This window comes from Streptomyces sp. NPDC005791 (genome assembly GCF_042871485.1).
Lineage (GTDB): Bacteria > Actinomycetota > Actinomycetes > Streptomycetales > Streptomycetaceae > Streptomyces.
Map to the genome: position 1 here is coordinate 216,454 of NZ_JBIAIP010000005.1, position 19,020 is coordinate 235,473.

At 70.9% G+C, this 19,020-nt stretch carries 21 protein-coding genes and 2 pseudogenes; 15 read left to right on the forward strand and 8 right to left on the reverse strand.

Translation table 11 applies throughout. The features are described 5' to 3' along the window. Window positions 1-124 precede the first annotated feature (124 nt). The 3 genes and pseudogenes from ACFYSH_RS12550 to ACFYSH_RS12560 all read right to left on the reverse strand — a co-directional run. Window positions 125-1,018: a 2-hydroxy-3-oxopropionate reductase gene (locus ACFYSH_RS12550; RefSeq protein ID WP_359468010.1), complete on the reverse strand. Its 894-nt coding sequence runs from the start codon at window positions 1,016-1,018 to the stop codon at window positions 125-127. 44 nt (window positions 1,019-1,062) lie between these two features. Continuing rightward, on the reverse strand, window positions 1,063-1,902 hold the full coding sequence (locus tag ACFYSH_RS12555) for a TIM barrel protein (protein ID WP_359468279.1): 840 nt from the start codon (window positions 1,900-1,902) through the stop codon (window positions 1,063-1,065). A gap of 158 nt (window positions 1,903-2,060) precedes the next feature. Next, window positions 2,061-2,449, reverse strand: a pseudogene (locus tag ACFYSH_RS12560) (hydrolase); the annotation flags it as partial. Between ACFYSH_RS12560 and ACFYSH_RS12565 the strand changes: the two are divergent. From ACFYSH_RS12565 to ACFYSH_RS12605, 9 genes and pseudogenes are all read left to right on the forward strand, one after another. After that, a pseudogene (locus ACFYSH_RS12565) lies at window positions 2,427-2,971 on the forward strand (GntR family transcriptional regulator); the annotation flags it as partial. The pseudogenes ACFYSH_RS12560 and ACFYSH_RS12565 sit on opposite strands and share 23 nt — an antisense overlap. A gap of 113 nt (window positions 2,972-3,084) precedes the next feature. Beyond that, on the forward strand, window positions 3,085-3,336 hold the full coding sequence (locus ACFYSH_RS12570; protein WP_359468008.1) for a hypothetical protein: 252 nt from the start codon (window positions 3,085-3,087) through the stop codon (window positions 3,334-3,336). Continuing rightward, window positions 3,333-3,710 carry a helix-turn-helix domain-containing protein gene (locus ACFYSH_RS12575; RefSeq protein ID WP_359468006.1) on the forward strand — a complete coding sequence of 126 codons (378 nt, stop codon included), beginning with the start codon at window positions 3,333-3,335 and terminating at the stop codon, window positions 3,708-3,710. The genes ACFYSH_RS12570 and ACFYSH_RS12575 overlap by 4 nt, the downstream gene beginning before the upstream one ends. A 155-nt stretch (window positions 3,711-3,865) precedes the next feature. After that, the gene (uraD, locus tag ACFYSH_RS12580; RefSeq protein ID WP_359468004.1) at window positions 3,866-4,387 is read left to right on the forward strand and encodes a 2-oxo-4-hydroxy-4-carboxy-5-ureidoimidazoline decarboxylase; all 522 of its coding nucleotides are present in this window, start codon (window positions 3,866-3,868) and stop codon (window positions 4,385-4,387) included. Between the two features lie 5 nt (window positions 4,388-4,392). Next, window positions 4,393-4,788, forward strand: coding sequence for a hydroxyisourate hydrolase (uraH, locus tag ACFYSH_RS12585; RefSeq protein WP_359468001.1), 396 nt, complete (start codon window positions 4,393-4,395; stop codon window positions 4,786-4,788). An 8-nt stretch (window positions 4,789-4,796) separates the two neighbouring features. Further along, on the forward strand, window positions 4,797-5,720 hold the full coding sequence (gene pucL / locus ACFYSH_RS12590; RefSeq protein WP_359467998.1) for a factor-independent urate hydroxylase: 924 nt from the start codon (window positions 4,797-4,799) through the stop codon (window positions 5,718-5,720). A gap of 65 nt (window positions 5,721-5,785) precedes the next feature. Next, a complete protein-coding gene (locus tag ACFYSH_RS12595) occupies window positions 5,786-7,186 on the forward strand; it encodes a nucleobase:cation symporter-2 family protein (RefSeq protein ID WP_388752184.1) in 1,401 nt (466 codons plus the stop codon). 45 nt (window positions 7,187-7,231) lie between these two features. Next, on the forward strand, window positions 7,232-8,629 hold the full coding sequence (locus ACFYSH_RS12600; RefSeq protein WP_388752186.1) for an 8-oxoguanine deaminase: 1,398 nt from the start codon (window positions 7,232-7,234) through the stop codon (window positions 8,627-8,629). A gap of 228 nt (window positions 8,630-8,857) precedes the next feature. Further along, entirely contained in the window at window positions 8,858-10,312 is a 1,455-nt protein-coding gene (locus ACFYSH_RS12605; protein ID WP_388752188.1) for a nucleobase:cation symporter-2 family protein, read from the forward strand. Between the two features lie 59 nt (window positions 10,313-10,371). Here the strand turns inward: ACFYSH_RS12605 and ACFYSH_RS12610 are convergent, their stop codons facing one another. Both ACFYSH_RS12610 and ACFYSH_RS12615 read right to left on the reverse strand, forming a co-directional pair. Beyond that, entirely contained in the window at window positions 10,372-10,548 is a 177-nt protein-coding gene (locus ACFYSH_RS12610; RefSeq protein WP_359467986.1) for a hypothetical protein, read from the reverse strand. A 95-nt stretch (window positions 10,549-10,643) separates the two neighbouring features. Then, entirely contained in the window at window positions 10,644-11,447 is an 804-nt protein-coding gene (locus ACFYSH_RS12615; RefSeq protein WP_388752190.1) for a chitosanase, read from the reverse strand. A 64-nt stretch (window positions 11,448-11,511) separates the two neighbouring features. On the opposite strand from ACFYSH_RS12615, the gene ACFYSH_RS12620 reads away from it, so the two are divergent. Continuing rightward, window positions 11,512-12,195, forward strand: a complete 684-nt coding sequence (locus ACFYSH_RS12620) for an alpha/beta fold hydrolase (protein WP_388752192.1) — start codon at window positions 11,512-11,514, stop codon at window positions 12,193-12,195. Window positions 12,196-12,355: 160 nt separating this feature from the next. Here the strand turns inward: ACFYSH_RS12620 and ACFYSH_RS12625 are convergent, their stop codons facing one another. After that, window positions 12,356-12,964 (reverse strand): TIGR03086 family metal-binding protein, encoded by a 609-nt coding sequence (locus tag ACFYSH_RS12625; RefSeq protein ID WP_359468276.1) that lies wholly within the window; start codon window positions 12,962-12,964, stop codon window positions 12,356-12,358. Window positions 12,965-13,096: 132 nt separating this feature from the next. On the opposite strand from ACFYSH_RS12625, the gene ACFYSH_RS12630 reads away from it, so the two are divergent. Further along, window positions 13,097-14,074 carry a fibronectin type III domain-containing protein gene (locus tag ACFYSH_RS12630; RefSeq protein WP_388752194.1) on the forward strand — a complete coding sequence of 326 codons (978 nt, stop codon included), beginning with the start codon at window positions 13,097-13,099 and terminating at the stop codon, window positions 14,072-14,074. A 28-nt stretch (window positions 14,075-14,102) separates the two neighbouring features. On the opposite strand, the gene ACFYSH_RS12635 is transcribed toward ACFYSH_RS12630, so the two are convergent. Further along, the gene (locus tag ACFYSH_RS12635; RefSeq protein ID WP_388752195.1) at window positions 14,103-14,708 is read right to left on the reverse strand and encodes a GPP34 family phosphoprotein; all 606 of its coding nucleotides are present in this window, start codon (window positions 14,706-14,708) and stop codon (window positions 14,103-14,105) included. Window positions 14,709-14,996: 288 nt separating this feature from the next. Here ACFYSH_RS12635 and ACFYSH_RS12640 point away from each other — a divergent pair, with 288 nt between their 5' ends. The 3 genes from ACFYSH_RS12640 to ACFYSH_RS12650 all read left to right on the forward strand — a co-directional run bounded on the left by ACFYSH_RS12640 (window position 14,997) and on the right by ACFYSH_RS12650 (window position 17,593). After that, on the forward strand, window positions 14,997-15,434 hold the full coding sequence (locus ACFYSH_RS12640; RefSeq protein ID WP_388752197.1) for a DUF2267 domain-containing protein: 438 nt from the start codon (window positions 14,997-14,999) through the stop codon (window positions 15,432-15,434). A gap of 125 nt (window positions 15,435-15,559) precedes the next feature. After that, entirely contained in the window at window positions 15,560-16,132 is a 573-nt protein-coding gene (locus tag ACFYSH_RS12645) for a QsdR family transcriptional regulator (protein ID WP_388752199.1), read from the forward strand. Between the two features lie 111 nt (window positions 16,133-16,243). Further along, the gene (locus ACFYSH_RS12650) at window positions 16,244-17,593 is read left to right on the forward strand and encodes a hypothetical protein (RefSeq protein ID WP_388752201.1); all 1,350 of its coding nucleotides are present in this window, start codon (window positions 16,244-16,246) and stop codon (window positions 17,591-17,593) included. A 32-nt stretch (window positions 17,594-17,625) separates the two neighbouring features. On the opposite strand, the gene ACFYSH_RS12655 is transcribed toward ACFYSH_RS12650, so the two are convergent. Next, window positions 17,626-18,288, reverse strand: coding sequence for a lysophospholipid acyltransferase family protein (locus tag ACFYSH_RS12655; protein ID WP_359467967.1), 663 nt, complete (start codon window positions 18,286-18,288; stop codon window positions 17,626-17,628). 333 nt (window positions 18,289-18,621) lie between these two features. On the opposite strand from ACFYSH_RS12655, the gene ACFYSH_RS12660 reads away from it, so the two are divergent. After that, window positions 18,622-18,966, forward strand: coding sequence for a hypothetical protein (locus tag ACFYSH_RS12660; protein ID WP_359467964.1), 345 nt, complete (start codon window positions 18,622-18,624; stop codon window positions 18,964-18,966). Window positions 18,967-19,020: the final 54 nt, after the last annotated feature.

Here is a 19,020-nt window from a genome sequence, read left to right on the forward strand (position 1 = left end):
GCGTCAACAGTTTGTTGAAATTGGAGGGTAGCGTTCCGGATCGCGGCGGCGCCTGGGCGCGACAGGACAGGTGTCAGCGCCGCCGCGACCCGGAGTTCAGGGGGCCCCGGTAAGGGGCGAGGTGTCAGACCTGGGTACCGGAGAGCCGCTCGACCGAGCGCAGCAGCGCCGAGTGGTCGAGGCCGCCGTCGCCCTGCGCCCGCAGGGAGGCGACCAGTTGGGCCACGACCCCGCCGACGGGCAGCGCGGCGCCGACGTTGCGGGCGGCGTCCGTGACGATGCCCATGTCCTTGTGGTGCAGGTCGATCCGGAAGCCCGGAGCGAAGTCGCGCTTCAGGAAGTTGTCCTTCTTGCGGGTCAGGACCGTCGAGCCGGCGAGTCCGCCGTTCAGGACGTCGAGTGCGGCGGCGAGGTCGACCCCGGACTTCTCCAGGAAGACGACGGCTTCGGCGCAGGCCTGGATGTTGACCGCGACGATGAGCTGGTTGGCCGCCTTCACCGTCTGCCCCGACCCGTGGGGGCCGCACAGCACGATCGTCCTTCCGAGGGCGTCGAGCAGCGGCTTCGCGGCGTCGAAGTCGCTCCGCTCGCCGCCGACCATGATGGACAGGACGGCCTCGATCGCTCCGGCCTCACCGCCGGAGACGGGGGCGTCCAGCACACGGATGCCCTTGTCCTTCGCGTCCTTCGCCAGGTCCACGGAGGTCTGCGGCGTGATCGAGGACATGTCGATCAGCAGGGCGCCCCGCCGGGCGTTCTCCAGGATGCCGTCGGGACCGTATGCGATGGCCTCGACCTGCGGGGACGCGGGGACCATGGTGATGACGACATCGGCGTCGCGCACCGCGTCGGCGATCGAGGCGGCACCCTTGCCGCCCGCTGCGACGAGCCGGTCGATCTTGTCCTGCTCCAGGGTGTATCCGGTGACGTCGTAACCGGCCTTGACCAGGTTCTCGGACATGGGTGAGCCCATGATGCCGAGTCCGATCCAGGCGACCTTGGGGAGATTGCTGCTCATGAGGGTGCCTTCCGGTAAGCGTGTGTGCGGGAGGGGGCGGGGTCTCAGCGGGCCGGCCGGTGCTCGGCGGGAAGCCATGCGAACGACTCGGCGCTCGGCCGGTCGCCAGGCTTGTACTCCAGGCCGACCCAGCCGTCGTAACCGGCTTCGGCCAGCTCGTCGAGGAGTCGCTCCAGCGGGAGCGAGCCGGTGCCGGGCGCGCCACGCCCCGGGTTGTCGGCGATCTGGACGTGGCCGGTCTTCGCGGCGTACGTCTTGATCACCTGGCTGAGGTCCTCGCCGTTCATCGACAGGTGGTAGAGGTCCAGCAGGAACGTGGCGTTGCCCAGCCCTGTCGCCTCGTTGACCCTGTCGACGACCTCGATGCCCGCCGGTGCGCCGGCCAGGGGGTACAGCGGCGACTCCGTGGCGTTGAGGGTCTCGATCAGGAGGGTCGCCCCGATCCGGTGGGCCGCGCGGGCGGCGAGGACCAGGTTGCGCAGAGCGAGTTCGTCCTGTACGGCCGGGTCCGCACCCTCGACGCGGTTGCCGTAGAGCGCGTTGAGTGCCGTGCAGCCGACCGAGGCCGCGAAGTCCGCCGCCACGTCGATGTTGGCGCGGAAGCGGTCCGACTCCTCGCCGGGCAGTGAGAGCGCCCCGCGGTCGGGGCCCGGGAGTTCGCCCGCGTAGAAGTTCAGCCCCACCAGTTGCGTGCCCGCGTCGTCGAGCGCCTTCTTCAGGGCGTCGAGCTCGGTCTGCGCGGGGGTGGGGGTCTCGATCCAGGGCCACCAGAGCTCGACCGCAGTGAAGCCCGCGGCGGCTGCCGCCGCCGGGCGCTCCAGGAGCGGGAGTTCGGTGAAGAGGATCGAGAGGTTCACATCGAAGCGCTGGTCCGAGTAGCCCATCATGCGCTCCTTCCGTATCGCGGAAGTTTGTTTCTGCTCAACGGAAGATTGCCTGGCGCGTGGTGAGGCTGTCAAGAGGGGACCCGCATCCCGGACATGCGGGAGCGGGGTGGAGGCCCCGCTCGCCCTCCACCCCGCTCCCGCTCACATCTGCCTGGTCAGGCGGCCGGCACCGTGTCCCGGGACGTGGTGCCCGCCGCGCGGTACCCACTCACCAGCGCAGCGAGGACCTGGTCCTTCACGTGCAGGACGTGGTCCACCTGCTGGTCGTACGAGCGCGGAGTGGTGCTGCTCCGGGAGGTACGCCGCCCCGTGCGTGCCGAAGAGCTGCCCGTCGACGTAGTACCTGATGGCGCTGTCGTCGATCGTCACCACCAGATCGTGCCAGCCGGCATAGCTCTGCCGTACCTCGCTGTGCTGGTTGACGGCCTCCCACGGGTCGGGGCGGTAGGTCGACGAGGTGGTCGCCGTCGGGCCCGGACCCAGGGGCGTCGCTGAACTTCACGCGGGCCGCGTAGGTGCCGTCGTGGTCCAGCAGGCTGCTGGAGTTCACCACCCTCCAGGCCGGCGCCCGTGTGGGCCGCACGCTGCGGATGTCGCCCGCCGACGAGATCGTCTACGTCGCCCGGCTGCGCCTGGTCGACGGCGCCCCGATGGCGATCGAGCACCTGCACATCAGGGCGGCGCTCGTACCCGGGCTGTCGGCCCGGGAACTGGAGGACGGTGATCTGTACGAGCATCTGCGGCACACCCACGGGGTGCACGTCCGCGAGGCGGTGCAGGCCATCGAGCCCACCGTCGTCACACGCTCCTGGAGGTGCCCGAACTCTCCCCGGCCCTGCTGTTCGAGCGCCTGACCTCTGACACCGCCGGGCCGCCCGTGGAGTACGTCCACTCGCTGTACCGGGGCGACCGCTACCGGATCGTGTCCCGGCTGGCGCTCGGTCCGGCGGCCGCGACCGCCGGGCTCGTCCGGGACGGGCACCACCCGGGGACCCCGCCCGGGGACTTCACGCACGGTGACCCGATCGCGTCGTCCACCCGTGGGGACATCCAGGCCGGGCCGTAGGCGGCGCGGTCCGCCGTGCCCCGGGCCTGGGTCCGCCGTGCCCTGGATCCGTGCTCTAGGGTCGGGGCGAGCCGTGCGAGCCGACCGACACGGCGGGACATGAGGGAGGCACCGTGCGCTTGAGGGTGGAATGCACCACCGAGCCCTTCGACCTCGAGGAGGCGCCCACCCACGCGGTGGTGGCCCGCGAGGTCATCCAGGCCGCCGATCTGGAAGCCGTGGATGTGGGCCCCTTCGGGAACACGGCCGAAGGAGGCGCCGACCAGGTCCTCACCGCGGTGGACTCCCTGCTGCGCAAGGCGCTGGCCTCGGGAGCCACCCGGGTCTCCCTCCAGCTCAACGTGATCGGGGAGGGCACCCCGTGACCGAACCCGCCGATCACCCCCTGGTCGTCGCGGTGAAGCCGCTCGTCGACGCCATGGGCGCCGAAATCCTCGCTCCTGAGCTGGCCACCACGGAGGACGTGGTGCTCGCGTGGGAGGGGGCGGACGTCATGGCGGTGCGGCTCCCGCAGCTCTCCGAATCGCTCGACCACATCCTGGCCGCTATGGAGCGGCGGCACGGGATGCCCCTGTCCGACCTGGACCGTAAGGCCAAGCAGGGCGTGGTACGCACGCTCGAGGCACGTGGTGCCTTCTCCGTGCGGCACGGAGTGGAGACCGTGGCCGGTGCGCTCGGAGTCAGCCGCTTCACCGTCTACAACTACCTGAACCGGGACGACACCGCCAAGAGCGAGTAGCTGAGCGCAGTGCGGTCCGATGCCGCCGCCCGGGGACCCGGGCGGCGGCATCATCTGTTCGTGGAATTTCAACAAACTGTTGACGTGCTGTTGTGAAGGGCGTTAGCTATCCGCAGCCCGACAACGCACAGCGAAATACAGCCACGGAGGCTCCCGTGACTTCGAGCTCCACGCCGGGCCTCGCCCGGTTCAACACCCTGGCGGCCGGCGACGCCACCGCCGCGCTGCACGAGGTGTGTGCCAGTGCTGAGTGGGGGAAGACCGTCCTCGCCCACCGGCCGTACGCCACCACGGAAAGCCTGTTCGCAGCGAGCGACGCCGCCATGGCCGAGCTCTCGGCGGAGGACCTGGCCGAGGCGATGGCCGGCCATCCGCCGATCGGCCGCCCGAAGCCCGGTGACCCGGCCTCCGCCCGCGAACAGCGGGGGATGGCCGGTGCGTCCGAGGAGCTCAGGACCGAGATGCTCGCACTCAACCTGGCCTACCAGGAGCGGTTCGGACACGTCTTCCTGATCTGTGCCACCGGAGCCACCGGTGAGCAGATGCGCGACGCGGTGAAGTCCCGGATCGGCAACTCGCCCGAGCAGGAGCGCGAGATCGTGCGCACCGAACTGGGCAAGATCAACCGTATCCGGCTGACCCGACTCGTGCAGGACCTTCCAGAACAAGGAGCGTGACGGTCTTGAGCACCGACACCACCGCCTCGGTGTCCACCCACATCCTGGACACCAGCGTCGGCCGCCCAGCCGGGGCCGTCACCGTCTCGCTCGCCGCACGCAGCGGCACGGGCGCGGACTACGTGACGCTCGGCGGATCCGTGACCGACGCGGACGGGCGCTGCAAAGACCTGCCGGCCCTGCCGGAAGGAACCACCCACGTACGGCTCGTCTTCGACACCGAGTCGTACTTCACCGCGACGAAGAAGCAAGCCGAGGCGCAGCAGGACGCCCCCCGCGTAAGGGACAGCGGCGCGTTCTTCCCGGAGGTGGCGATCACGTTCTCCGTCACCCCGGGCGAGCACTATCACGTACCGCTGCTGCTCAACCCGTTCGGCTACTCCGTTTACCGAGGGAGCTAGCAGACAACATGCCCACGATTCTCGGCCAGAACCAGTACGGCAAAGCAGAGAACCGCGTCGTCAGGATCACGCGGGACGGCGACACCCACCACATCAAGGACCTCAACGTCTCGGTCGCCCTCTCCGGCGACATGGACGACGTCCACTACTCCGGTTCCAACGCCAACGTCCTGCCGACCGACACCACCAAGAACACGGTGTTCGCCTTCGCCAAGGAGCACGGCATCGAGTCCGCCGAACAGTTCGGCATCCACCTGGCCCGGCACTTCGTCTCCTCGCAGGAGCCGATCAAGGTGGCCAGGATCAGGATCGAGGAGTACGCCTGGGAGCGCATAGCGACCTCCGACGGCAACTCGAAGTTCATCGGCGCCGACGAGGTCAAGCACTCCTTCGTCCGCAAGGGCCAGGAGACGCGCACCTCCCAGATCACCTACGACGGTGAGAAGTGGGAGGTCATCTCCGGCCTCAAGGACCTCAGCGTCATGAACTCCACCAACTCGGAGTTCTGGGGCTACGTCAAGGACAAGTACACGACGCTGAAGGAGGCGTACGACCGCATCCTGGCGACCGACGTCTCCGCCAGGTGGCGGTACAACTGGACCGACGACGCGCAGCGCATGCCGAACTGGGAGAAGTCCTACGAGCAGACGCGCACGCACATGCTCCAGGCTTTCGCCGAGACGTACTCCCTCTCGCTCCAGCAGACCCTGTACCAGATGGGTTCGCGCATCATCAACAACCGCAGCGAGATCGACGAGATCCGTTTCTCGCTGCCGAACAACCACCATTTCCTTGTGGACTTGGAGCCCTTCGGCCTCAAGAACGACAACGAGGTCTACTTCGCCGCCGACCGCCCGTACGGCCTCATCGAGGCGACGGTGCTGCGGGACGGCGTCGAGCCGAAGATCCCGGTCGACATGACCAACCTCTGACGCGGTGCTGAACCGGCCCCCGTCCCGCCGCGGGCGGGGGCCGGTCATCCCGGAGGGAACATCCCATGGCACAGCCTGCAAGGGGGCCGGCGAAAGGCCCATGTACCACACCACCGACCGCTGCCGGCACGGCAGTTCACCCGGTGGACGAAAAGCTCCCGCCCTCGCGGCTCGTCCCCGCCGCGCTCCAGCACATCGCCGCCATGTACGCGGGCGTCGTCACCCCTCCGCTCATCATCGGGCAGGCCGTCGGGCTCGACGCGGCCGGTATGACCCGTCTGATCGCGGCGAGTCTCCTGATCGCGGGACTCGCCACCCTCCTGCAGACCATCGGCGCCGGACGCTTCGCCGGCAACCGGCTGCCCTTCGTCAACGCCGCGTCGTCGGCCGGCATCGCGCCGATGCTCGCCATCGCCGAGACCAGCGCCCCGGGCCGTCAACTCCCCGCGATCTACGGCGCGGTACTCGTCGCAGGCGTCTTCTGTCTGGCGGTCGGCCCGTTCTTCGGGAGGCTGCTGCGCTTCTTCCCGCCGCTCGTCACCGGGGTCGTGATCACCCTCATCGGGGTCACGCTGATGCCCGTACCGGTCGGCTGGGCCCAGGGCGGCGACGCCGAAGCCGCCGACTTCGGCGCCATGAAGTATCTCGCGCTGGCCGCCTTCACCCTGGTCGTCATCCTGCTGATCCAGCGCTTCGGACGCGGCTTCGTCAAGCAAGTGGCGCTGCTGGCAGGAATGTTCGTCGGCACACTGGCCGCCATTCCGTTCGGGCTCGCCGACTTCTCCGCACTCGGCTCCGCACCCGTCGCCGCGCTTCCCACGCCCTTCGCCTTCGGGCCGCCCGAATTCCAGCCCGCCGCGATCCTCTCCCTGTGCATCGTGATGCTGGTCCTGATGACGGAGTCGTCCGCCGGAATGCTGGCACTCGGCGAGATCTGCGACCGGCGTACCGACGGCGCCACCATCACCCGCGGTCTGCGCACCGACGGCATCGCCACACTCCTGGGCCCCGTCTTCGGCGGTTTCCCGACCAGTGCCTTCGCCCAGAACGTCGGTGTGGTGTCGCTGACAAGGGTGCGCAGCCGCTACGTCGTCGCCGCGGCCGGCGGCGCCCTGTTGGTCCTGGGTGCCTTCCCCGTGCTGGGAGCGGTCGTCTCGCTCGTCCCGATGCCCGTGCTCGGCGGCGCCGGCATCGTCCTGTTCGGCTCGATCGCGGTGAGCGGCATCCGGACCCTGTCCGAGGCGGGGCTCGACGACAGCTCCAACATCATCCTCGTGGCGGTGGCACTCGGCGCGGGCATCATCCCCCTCGCCGCACCCGCCTTCTACGCCGGATTCCCGTCCTGGGCACAGACCGTACTCGGCTCCGGGATCAGTGCGGGAGCGCTCGTCGCGGTCCTGCTCAACCTGTTCTTCCACCATCTCGGCACCCACAGCCGTAACGCTGTGGCACTCAAATCCTCCTAGGGTCCTGCCGTGCCCACATCGCCAGAGACAGAAGAGGGAAGCACCATGGCAGCTTCGGCGGATCCAAGGACCACACGACGCATCGTCATCGAGAACTGTTCGATCGCGACCGTCGACGCCCACGACACCGAGTACGCCTCCGGGTACGTCGTCGTGGCGGACAACCGCATCGAGTCCGTCGGTGCGGGCAGGGCACCGGCGAACCTCGAAGACGTCGTACGCCGCGTCGACGGCACCGGGCACCTCGTCACCCCCGGCCTCGTCAACACCCACCACCACTTCTACCAGTGGATCACCCGGGGCCTGGCGACCGACCACAACCTCTTCGACTGGCTGGTCGCGCTGTACCCGACATGGGCGCGCATCGACGAACCGATGGTCCGCGCCGCCGCCCAGGGCTCGCTCGCGATGATGGCCCGCGGCGGTGTCACCACCGCCATGGACCACCACTACGTCCACCCCCGCGGTTCCGGCGACCTCTCCGGCGCCATCATCGGCGCCGCCCGTGACATGGGCGTACGCTTCACCCTCGCCCGCGGCTCCATGGACCGCAGCGAGAAGGACGGCGGGCTGCCGCCGGACTTCGCGGTGGAGACCCTCGACGGAGCGCTCGCCGCCACCGAGGCGAGCGTCGACGAGCACCACGACACCTCCTTCGACGCGATGACACAGATCGCGGTCGCACCGTGCTCACCCTTCTCCGTCTCCACCGAACTCCTGCGACAAGGCGCCGAGCTGGCTCGCCGGCGTGGTGTGCGGCTGCACACCCACGGCTCGGAGACCGTCGAGGAGGAGCAGTTCTGCAAGGAGCTGTTCGGGATGGGCCCGACCGACTACTTCGAGTCGACCGGCTGGCTCGGTGACGACGTGTGGATGGCGCACTGCGTGCACATGAACGACTCCGACATCGCCGCTTTCGCCCGCACCGGCACCGGCGTCGCGCACTGTCCTTCCTCCAACGCCCGCCTCGCCGCAGGCATCGCCCGGGTCCCCGACATGCTGGCCGCCGGTGTCCCGGTCGGGCTCGGCGTCGACGGCACCGCGTCCAACGAGTCCGGTGAACTCCACACCGAACTGCGCAACGCACTCCTCATCAACCGCCTCGGCGCCCACCGCGAGAAGGCCCTCGACGCGCGCCAGGCGCTGCGCCTGGGCACCTACGGCGGTGCGCAAGTCCTCGGCCGGGCCGCGGAGATCGGCTCCCTGGAACCGGGGAAGCTCGCCGACCTCGTGCTGTGGAAGCTGGACACCCTGGCCCACGCCTCCATCGCGGACCCCGTGACCGCCCTGGTCTTCGGTGCCGCGGCACCCGTCACCCTCTCCCTGGTCAACGGCAGAACCGTCGTCGAGGACAACCGCCTCACCACCGTGGACGAGGACGCCATCGCCCGCGCGACCCGCGACGAAGCCAGGCGCCTGGCACAGATCGCCGCCGGAGCCTGACGCTCCGTACCCCCTGACAGGCCGGCCGAGGGGGACGGCCCTCGGCCGGCCGCCGTGGACCCATCAGGTTCACGGCAGCCCGTGCGGGTGCGCGTACGTCCCGTACGCGCACCCGCACAGGTGAGCACGAAGCTGCCCGCACCAGCTGCACGACCTGTACCAACGCACCACTCAGCACCACCTCCCTGACACCCACGTCGCCCGACGTGTACCCGACCGGAGGAAGCCGTGGCAGCTACGCCCAGGTTTCGTAAGAACGCAGTCGACGCAGACGCAGTCGCAGCAAGCACGGGAGAAGGAGAACCGGACCGGAAGCACCCGGTCGACGAGACGCTCCCGCCCCTCAGGATGTTCACCAGCGGTCTGCAGCACGTGGCCGCGATGTACGCGGGCGTGGTGGCCCCGCCCATGATCGTGGGGCCCGCCGTGGGCCTCAGCGCCAAGGAGACCGCCTTCCTCATGGGAGCGAGCCTCTTCACCGCGGGGATAGCGACCCTGCTCCAGACCCTCGGCTTCTGGCGCATCGGTGCCCGGCTGCCGTTCGTCAACGGTGTCTCGTTCGCCGGGGTGACCCCGATGATCGCGATAGGCAAGGACCGCGGGCACGACGGCATCGCCGTCATCTTCGGCGCGATCATCGTCGCCGGTCTCCTCGGCTTCCTCCTCGCCCCGTACTTCTGCAAACTGGTGCGGTTCTTCCCGCCCGTCGTCACCGGCACCGTCATCACGCTGATCGGCGTCTCGCTGCTGCCGGTCGCCTTCAACTGGTCGCAGGGCGGCAACGCGACCGCCGACGACTACGGCTCGATGACGAACATCACGATGGCCGCCGTCACCCTCGTGATCGTGCTGGCCCTGCGCAAACTGCTGCGGGGCTTCCTCCAGCAGATCGCCATCCTGCTCGGCCTGGTCATCGGCACACTCATCGCGATCCCCGCCGGCATCACCGACTTCGGGGCCCTGGGCGACGCCGACGTGGTCGGCTTCCCGACGCCGTTCCACTTCGGCGCGCCGCAGTTCGAGATCGCCGCCATCGTCTCGATGTGCATCGTGATGCTGGTCTGCATGACCGAGTCCACCGCCGACATGCTGGCCCTCGGGAAGATCGTCGGCCGCCCGGCGGACGAGCGGACCATCGAGGGCGGACTGCGCGCCGACGCCCTGGGAAGCGCCGTCAGTCCGCTCTTCAACGGTTTCATGTGCAGTGCGTTCGCCCAGAACATCGGGCTGGTCGCCATGACCAAGGTCCGCAGCCGGTTCGTCGTCGCCGCCGGCGGGGGCATCCTGGTGCTGCTGGGGCTGGTGCCGGTGGCCGCGTCCGTCATCGCCCTCGTACCGCTTCCGGTCCTCGGCGGCGCCGGCATCGTGCTGTTCGGATCGGTCGCCGCGAGCGGCGTCCAGACGCTGGCCACCGCCGCCCTGGAGAAGGGCGAGAACGCCTTGATCGTCGCGGCGGCCGTCGGTGTCGGCCTCATCCCGATCGCCGCGCCGGGCTTCTACCACGCCTTCCCCGAGGACCTCCTCGTCGTCCTGGACTCGGGCATCTCCACCGGCTGCGTGGTGGCGATCGTGCTGAACCTGGCCTTCAACCACTGGGGCCGGACGCCGGACGCGGAAGCGGACACGGAAGCCGTGGACAGCGAAGTGCCGAAGGACCCGATGGCCGTGCCCGTCGCCCACTGACGGGCCCCGTGCGCGTACGGGGCCGTAGCGGGGCCCGTACGCGCACGAGCGCGGTGGTGTCAGCCGATGTGGTAGCTGTCGCCGTAGACCTGCCAGTCCAGCGGCGGGTCGGGGGGCCCGGCGTGGGCGATGGCCGGTACCGCCGTGAACGTCAGCCCGAGGGCCAGCGCGGCGAGTCCGACGGTACGGGCGAATCGGGTGGTGCGACGTGAGGTGCTGTCGTGGGGGTGATGCACCGGACCTCCATCAGGAGTTCGTCGTTCCGACGTTCTGTTAGGAAACTTTCCTACCAGGGGTCGGTGCGTGCGGTAACCCTCGTGCACGGAGTTCTTCAGCCCGCGTCGATGCGGAAGCTCTCCCCGTAGACCTTCCACACCAGCGGGGTCTCCAGCCACAGTTTCCCCTGGCGTACGAAGACGCGCTGCGCGGTCTCCACCCGGCTGGTGTCACGGTGCGAGGGCTCCTCGCGGAGCGCGGCCACCCGGGCGTCCAGGAAGGCGTTCAGGTACGCCTCCTCGTCACCGCCCTCGGACGGCGGCTCGGTCTCGGCCACCGCCCGCGCGCGCATCGTCCGGAAGCCGACCGTACCCTCGGCGTCGGCGTACCCGTGCATCACGTAGGCGTCGTAGTAGATGAACTGCCCCAGCGCACCGAGCCCGTCGGCCTCGGCGCGCCCGACCGCCGGATCGAAGTACGCGCGGTCCCGCTCCGCGTCCTGCGACGACCGGAACACCGGATCGGCCGCCGCCTTCGCCCAGGCTTTCGTGAAGGCACCGCCGAGCCCCTCGTGCGAGTCGCCGCCGTTCACCGCTCGCAGCGCCGGCAGGAACTCCCCGAGCGCGTTGCCCGGGCGCTTGGCCGTGTAGCGCTCGACCACTTTCAGCAGGTCTCCGGTGCCGGAGCAGAATCCGATGATGCCGGCGGTGTAGCCCCGGCCGTCGCCGATGTCCTCGATGTAGCCGTACTGCGCCTTCCAGTCCAGTGTGGAGTTCTCCGCGCTGGACACCAGCCGCATGGCGATGTCCTTCTTCGCGGGGTCGCCGAGCCCCTTCTCGGGGGAGCCGGAACCGGACCCTGAACAGCCGGCCAGGACGAGGGCCAGTGTGGCGGCGAGGGCGGGACGTCTGTGCTTCACGCCCCAAGCGTGCCAGGCCGGGGGCGGTGCCGACGGGGGGCCCGGCGCCTGTAGCGTGCACGATATGGAAGATCAGTCTGTTGTGGACGTCGGCGAAGTGCGGCTGGCGTACAGGACCTGGGGCGACCCCTTCGGCTCACCCGTCGTCCTCTTGCACGGCCTCGGTGGCTCGTCCCTGAGCTGGGAGGCGGTGGGCACCCTCCTCGGCGAGGAATGGCGGGTGTACGCCATCGATCTGCGCGGTCACGGCGAGAGCGACTGGCCCGACGAGTACGGCTTCGAGCAGATGCGGGACGACGTCCTGGAATTCCTCGACGCCTGCGATCTCGACCGGGTCGGCCTCGTGGGCCACTCGATGGGCGGAGTGATCGCCTATCTGCTGGCCGAGGAGCACGCGGACCGGGTGGAGCGGCTGGTGCTGGTCGAGACACCGCCGCCGTTCCCGGGCCAGTCGGCCGACGACAGCCGCCCCATCGGCCCGGTCGACTACGACGAGAACGTCCTGGAGGCCGTCCGGGGCCAGATCGCCGAGCCCGATCCCCGCTGGGAGGAGGAGCTGGGCCAGATCGTCGCTCCGACCCTGATGATCGCCGGTGGCCCCGAGAGCGGTATGCCGCAGGAGCGGCTGGCCGACATGGCCTCGCTCATCCCCGACTGCCGGCTGATCACCCTGGGCGGCGGCCACCAGGTGCACAAGAAGTACGCGGACCAGGTGGCCCAGCAGATCACCGAGTTCTTCACCAGCTGAACGGCCCGCCCGCGGCGGGACTGCTGCCCGTGCCGTCCGGCGCCGCGCACGTCCTGCCAGGGAACGCACCGGGCCGGGGGGCCGACGTCGCCCGTACACGCGGGCCGGGAGTGACTCGGTGGCCCGCCCGGCCCGGAGTCCAGACATCGACCGTCACCTCTCAGTCGCCCGGCTGCCAGTCGGGCCGGCGCCCGCTCAGCGCGATCACCCGGTCGACCAGCGGTGCGCCGGCCGGGACCGGGACCGGAGGACCGAAGATCGCGTCGGGGCCGGACCTGTCGTCGTCCCCGGGTGCCAGCATCGCCTCCGACGAACGCAGGCTCGCCTCGTCCGCCCGGAATTCCTGTCCGGTCGCTCTGGCCAGGTCCCAGCCGTGCACGACCAGCTCGTTCCTGGCGATCGCCCCGGCGATCCGGCCGGGCAGGTCCACGCCGCCGGCCCTGGTCATGCCTTCGAGCGCGGCCGGGGACCGCCATGCCGTGACGAGCTCGTCCAGCAGGGGTGGCAGCGTCTCGCGCCAGTCGGCGGGGAGCACCGGCGTGGCCGATGTCGGGGAGGTGTCGGTCGTCGGGCCCAGCTTCTTGTACCCGGCGTCGCGGAAAGCGACGGCAAGCCCCATCAGATGCCCGAGCAGCTCCCGCACGGCGTAGTCGGGGCAGGGTGTCGGGCCGGCCAGCTGCCGGTCGTCGAGGGAGCCGAGCAGCTCCTGGATCTGGTGCGCCGCCGGTCGGAGGTCGATGCCGGGCGCGGTTCCGTTGTGCGTGTCCATGCTCTTGAGACCGCTGCCGGGCAGGAAACTCATCGCGGACATCGCGGAACGTTCCGATCCGCCCTCTTGTCGTGGCCCCCGCCCGCATGGCATATAGGTCTGGACCATTGCTGTCGGACGGAAGGCATCACCGTGCAACGCCCCCACGCACGCACCGCGTCGGCCTGCTCCGCCGGGTTGCTCCTCGCCGCGCTCACCGCATGTGGCGGGCCTGCGGAAGCGGACGCCGAGAAGCCGACAGCCCCCGCAGGGGTGACGGCGCAGGCCGGCAGCGCCACCTCCGTACACGTCATGTGGGAGCGTGCCTCCGACGACGGGAGGGTCACCGCCTACGAGGTCCACCGTGGAGGGAGGAAGGTCGCCACGGTGGACGCGGCGAAGCTGATGACCGACGTCGACGGTCTGGCCGCTTCCACCGCGTACACCTTCACCGTCCGCGCCCGCGACGCCGCGGGTAACCTCTCCGCCCCGAGTGCCGCCGTCCCCGTCACCACGCCCGCCGCCGCCCCCGGCGACGAGGAAGCGCCGACCGGACCGACGGAACTGCGGGGTGAGGCGGCCGACGCCCGGACGGTCACCCTGTCCTGGGGCGGCTCCACGGACGACGTGGGAGTGACCTCGTACGACATCTACCAGGAGGACTCCAGGATCCACAGCGTCCCCGGCACGCGGACGACCGCCCGGCTCACCGGGCTGCGGCCCGGCACCGTCTACACCTTCACCGTCCGTGCCCGTGACGCCGCCGACCGCTCCTCCCCGGACAGCGGCGCGCTCGACCTCACCACCCCGTCCGCCCCGGGCGCACCCGACAGCACCGCGCCCACCGGGCTGAAAGCGAAGACGACGGCGCGGGGCGCAGAGTTTCTGGTCGACCTCTCCTGGGACCAGCCTGACACCGGCGGCACGATTCCCGCGTACCAGCTGTTCCTGGACGGGAAGCTGACCACCACGATCGTCTGGGGCGGTACACCGCCCACCGGCCGCGCGACGTACCGGCTCACCCTGACCGACCCGCCCGGCACCCGCTACTCACTCAAGATCCGGCCCAAGCTCCCCGACGGGACGTGGGGCGACTTCTCCGCCCAACGCACGGTGGTCCTGCACGGCTGACCCGGGCGGGGCGTCCGGCGCAACCTGCTCACGGTCCCCGCCAGAGGTTGGCGAAGGCCGAGTTCTCGATGGTCCGCCTCTGGCGTACGGCCTCCAGCTCCATCACCGCGTCGTGGACGGCGGCCACCACGGTCGTCACCGCCTCGTCATCGAGCCCGGGGTCGTCGTCCGACCGTCCGCCGTCGATGCCCACGGCCAGCGCGAGGGCGGCCAGGACGGGTTCCTTCACCTCCCAGCGGCCGGCTGCCCGGCGGCGGCTGGGCGTATCGACCGGTTCCACGCCTTTCGAGCCGAAGGACAGCCGGCCGCTCCGCTGCCGGGTCAGCTCGCCGTCCTCCTCAAGGGCGGTCCGATATGTGGCCGCGAGGTCGCGGCCCCGGCGCCACAGCCAGTCCTCGATCCGCTCGCCAGGCGTATGCCGAGTGAGCAGCGCCGCGGCCTCGCCGAGGAGGCGATCGTCCGGCGCCGGCGGCCCGCCCGGCACGATGCGGTCACCGTCCACGGTGACGGCCCCCGCACCGATGAGGTCGATCAGCTCGGCTCCCGCGAGTGCGAGCGACAGGTCACCCTGTCCCACGGCGTGGTCCGGCTTCGGGGCCATGGTGATGATGAACAGGTCTTTCGCCGTGGTCATGCCCGGCTCCCCTCGGAGGCATCGGCAGAGGTGCGCCCCCGCCGCCCCGGCCCCTGCCCGGAGCCGGCGCGCGGCGAGGCGGCTGCCACGATCAGTATCTCTCCGCCCGGGTGGCTTCCGTGCTGGTTCGAGCCGCTCCACGCGGACGGCCCCCTCGCCGGGGCCCCGGCTCAGGCGCCAGGCGACGACACAGGACACGTAACATGTCCTTTATGGGCTAGATGTCGGATCACGGGTGCCCGGTGAGCGCCCCCGGAGTACGCCGCGCCTACCGAAGGGGATGGCTTCATGCAGTACGAGGAGCTGATCGGGAATGTACAGGCCCGGGCGCGGTTGTCCGGCAGGGAAGCCGCCGAGCGGGTGACCGGCGCGGTGCTCCGGACACTGGCCGAACGACTGCCCGACGGGCTCACCGGGCACCTGTTCGCCCAGCTGCCGTCGGCGCCGGCCGCATCGGTGACCGACGGCGCCGGAGAGGCCGGAGTGCCCGCCCATGAGCCGGAGCGCAGCGGACATGGCGAGCGCTTCGACCTCACGGCGTTCGCGGGCCGGGTCGCCTGGCGGGCCGGAGTGTCCGAGGAGGTCGCACTGGAGCAGACCGCCGCCGTGTTCGAGGTCCTGGACGCGGCGGTCGCACCCGAGCTGATGGAGAAGCTGGAAGCCGCGCTGCCCGCCGACATCGGGAAGCTGCTGCCCATGGCGCGGGCACGCGAGGACGGGCGATGAGGGGCGGGCACGGCCCGGCTGCCCTTCCGGCCGGCGGCCGGCCGTCCGGCGACTGCTCGTCCCCGGCCCCGCCCGCGCGCTAAGGTACCGGCCCGGCGGAGGTGCGGGGGAGGAGGCGGTCGGTCATGCGAGGCGCGCGCGCTTCCCGGCGGGTGGTCACCCGAAGTCACGTCGTGCACCGCGCCTGCGGGCTCTTCCTGCGGCACGGCACCGTGGACATGGACGCACTCGCCCAGGACCTCGCGGTCAGCCGGGCCACCCTCTACCGCGTGGTCGGCAGTCGGGACGGACTCCTGGCCGATGTGCTGTGGGAGCTGGGGGACCATCTTCTGGACCGGGCGCGACGCCGCCGTACGGGTACGGGCGTGGACGGCGTCCTGGAGATCACCCGGTACTTCGTCACCGCGCTGCGCGGCTCCGCCCCCTTCAGGGACTTCCTGCGCGCCGAACCCGAGACGGCGCGACGCCTGCTGACCGGCGGTCTCGTCCACCGGCGCGCCGTCCTCGCCCAGCGGAGCATCCTGCTGGAAGCGGGGGAGAGGGACCGGCTCTGGCCCCGTTCCGGCATCGACGATCTGGCCTACCTCTACGTCCGGGTCGTCGAATCCGCCCTGTACGCCGAGCTGTTGAGCAACCGACGGCCGGACCTCGGCCTGGCCGAGCGCACTGCCCGCGCCGTACTCCGGCAAACACCTTGAACGTCACCGGGCAGGACTGAGACCGCTGTCTCACCCTCGGTCCTGCGGCTGGTGGGCCCGGCTCCACCGGCCGTAGTTTCCGACTCCGACGACGGCAACTCGGAGGACACGATGACCGGTTCCCAGTCGGCCCGGACGGGCCGGGCCACGCTGCTCGCGGTGTTTCTGGCACTCGTCGGAACAGTCGCGGCCCTGGCGACCCCGACGCAGGCGGCGACCGCACCGCGCACCACGGTCAATCCCGTGATCTTCGTACACGGCCAGGAGGGTTCGGCCCAGCAGTGGCAGTCCCAGGCCAAGCGGTTCTCCAGCAACGGCTACCGCGACGACCTGCTGTACGTCCACGAGTACGACACCTCCGTCGCGACCGACGACCACGCGATCGCCGGGCTGGAGGACCTCGTCGACTCCGTCCGGGCGCGCACCGGCGCACAGCAGGTCGACATCCTGGCCCATTCGCGCGGTACGCGGGTGGTGCACGCCTACCTCTCCGTGCCGGAAAGGGCGGCAGAAGTCGCCAAGTACGTGAACCTGGACGGCCGTACGGCCGCGGCGCAGCCCGGCGGCGTGCCCACCCTCGCCATCTGGAGCAGCCTCCAGCCGAACGGCTCGATCGGCGGAGCGGTCAACGTCCACGAGCCGCAGGCGGGACACACGGAGAGCGCCACCTCCGCCGAGAGCTTCGGCCACATCTACGCGTTCCTCCGTGACCGGCCGCCGCTCACCACCCGGGTGCTGCCCGAGCTGCCCGCCTCGGTGGAGATCGCCGGCCGCGCCGTGCACTTCCCGCAGAACAAGGGCCTTGCGGGCCGCCTGGAGGTGTGGAGGCTCGACCCCGCCACCGGTGCCCGGGCGGGCCTTGTTCCGCAGCACGTCGTGCGGACCGGCGCGGACGGTGCATTCGGCCCGCTCGGAGTGAGCGGACGCGGACACTACGAGCTGGCGTTCGTCCGCCCCGGCGAGCGCACCAGCCACTTCTACTTCGAACCGTTCGAGCGCGGCGACCGCTTCGTGCGCCTGCTGGTCTCCCCACCGGGGGGCGTCGCGGACTCCATCGACGCCTGCTCCGCGCAGACGGCACTCACCATCGTCCGCGCACGTGAGTGGCGGGCCGGGACGGCGGACGACGACAGGCTCCGCATCGCGGGGACCGATGTCCTCAACCCGGCGGTCTCCCCACAACTACGCCAGATACTCGGGTTGTTCGTGTTCGACAAGGGGTGTGACGGCGTCAGCCACCTCGACGCGGCGCTGCCGCCCTTCGACCGGGTCCCGTTCCTGACGGCCACCGACCTCTCACTGCCGGCCGACGACCAGGCAGGCGGAACGATTCCGGTCACCCGGACGATGCGCGGGACAGCCGGCGTGGAGGAGACCATCGCGGTGCCGAACTGGCCGTCCGACCGGCACACCGTGTCGCTGCTGTTCAAGGACTACGTGGACATCCCGTCCGGCGGGTGAGTCGACGGGGGCGACGGTGCCTGCGAGGCTGCTCACGCGGCGAGTGCGGCGGGTTCTCCGAGCCGCGCGGCGGCCGTGCGCCAGGCGGCGGTCACCGCTGTGCGGGCCTGCTCGGTCCGGGCGGCACCGTCCGCGGTCAGCTTCAGGGGCTCTCCCACGTGAACATGCAGGTGCGGACGGCGCAGCGGCGCCGTGAACAGCCCCGCGAGCTGCTTGGCCGTGCTTCCCGAGGTGACCCGACGGGCGCCGGCCTGACCGACGGGCACCACCGGCGCCCCGGTACGCCGGACGAGCCGGGACAGGCCGCTGCGGAAGGCTTCGGGTGCCGCCTCCGCGGCGTCCGCCCGGCGCGGGATGCCGCCCTCGGCGTAGATCAGGACCAGGCGTCCGCGTTCGAGCGCCTCCGCGGCTTCGTCCAGGGCGTTCGCCGCGCGTCGGTCGCCGCGGTGGACGGGGATGTGCCCTTCGCGGGCGAGCGCGTGGCCGAGCACCGGGACACGCCACAGTCCGGCCGCCGCCATGACGACCGGACGGGCCCCGAGGCTGTGCAGCGCGGCGAGCACGATGGCGGGGTCGGCCAACGAGGTGTGGTTCGCCACGATGACGCTGCCGGGGGCGAACGCGGCGCCCGCGTCGGCTGTGATGGTGAGGCGGCCGACGGCGGGCACCAGAGTTCGGGCGAGGCGGCTGAGCATGTCCGGTCTCCTGAGTTCGACTACGCCGATCCCCATCGTCGGCCGCGCGAGCGCCTGGAGGCCTGAGTAGCCGCACTCATCTCTCACGGGCCCGTGCCCATGAGCGGGCACGGCCCTTCCCGGGGAGCACCGCCGGTCGGTCCCGGCGGTCACCTGCCGGGTGCTCCTCCGCTCGCGGGACGCCACCGGGGTTCGCCGCCCACGAGGCGGTGCGCGCCCTCACGGGGCCGGCGCGTCAGTAGAAATGAACGTGTTCAATAATGGAGCGCATGGCCGGTCGCGCCGCAGGGGCGGCTGACCGCACCGCAGGTGCCATGCCCGGGAGGACCCACGATGAGACGTAACCGCCGGCGCCGTGCCGCCCGGATCGGAGCCGTCGTGTACGTCTCCGCGATGGCGGCGGGCGGGCTCGTCGTCGGCGCACACGGCCCCACCCCCGTGGATTCGCTGCTGTCCGGGCTGTCCCAGCCGGGGCTGAACATCCTGTACGCCTTCATCCTCCTCCCGCTCGCCGCCGTGTTCGACGGTGGCGGGGGCGCGGGCGACGCCGGCCACGCCCTGGCGTGCGGGCTGGGGGCGGCTGTGAACGTCCTGCTGCTGCGCACCGTCGTGTGCTTCGCACTCGCGGTCCGCGCCGACCTCCCCGCACGCAGGAAGCGCCGCACCCCGGTGCGGTGACTCCGGGGTGCGGCGCTTTCGTGGTGGGGGTTGCACCGCCGACCCGCAGGTCGG

Coding starts and splice junctions, on each gene's coding strand:
- ACFYSH_RS12595 (WP_388752184.1), top strand. CDS start 5,786: ATGGCACAGCCTGCAAGGGGGCCGGCGAAAGGCCCATGTACCACACCA.
- pucL (WP_359467998.1), top strand. CDS start 4,797: ATGCCCACGATTCTCGGCCAGAACCAGTACGGCAAAGCAGAGAACCGC.
- ACFYSH_RS12600 (WP_388752186.1), top strand. CDS start 7,232: ATGGCAGCTTCGGCGGATCCAAGGACCACACGACGCATCGTCATCGAG.
- ACFYSH_RS12620 (WP_388752192.1), top strand. CDS start 11,512: ATGGAAGATCAGTCTGTTGTGGACGTCGGCGAAGTGCGGCTGGCGTAC.
- ACFYSH_RS12660 (WP_359467964.1), top strand. CDS start 18,622: ATGAGACGTAACCGCCGGCGCCGTGCCGCCCGGATCGGAGCCGTCGTG.
- ACFYSH_RS12655 (WP_359467967.1), bottom strand. CDS start 18,288: ATGCTCAGCCGCCTCGCCCGAACTCTGGTGCCCGCCGTCGGCCGCCTC.
- ACFYSH_RS12550 (WP_359468010.1), bottom strand. CDS start 1,018: ATGAGCAGCAATCTCCCCAAGGTCGCCTGGATCGGACTCGGCATCATG.
- ACFYSH_RS12645 (WP_388752199.1), top strand. CDS start 15,560: ATGCGAGGCGCGCGCGCTTCCCGGCGGGTGGTCACCCGAAGTCACGTC.
- ACFYSH_RS12555 (WP_359468279.1), bottom strand. CDS start 1,902: ATGGGCTACTCGGACCAGCGCTTCGATGTGAACCTCTCGATCCTCTTC.
- ACFYSH_RS12640 (WP_388752197.1), top strand. CDS start 14,997: ATGCAGTACGAGGAGCTGATCGGGAATGTACAGGCCCGGGCGCGGTTG.
- ACFYSH_RS12625 (WP_359468276.1), bottom strand. CDS start 12,964: ATGGACACGCACAACGGAACCGCGCCCGGCATCGACCTCCGACCGGCG.
- ACFYSH_RS12650 (WP_388752201.1), top strand. CDS start 16,244: ATGACCGGTTCCCAGTCGGCCCGGACGGGCCGGGCCACGCTGCTCGCG.
- ACFYSH_RS12635 (WP_388752195.1), bottom strand. CDS start 14,708: ATGACCACGGCGAAAGACCTGTTCATCATCACCATGGCCCCGAAGCCG.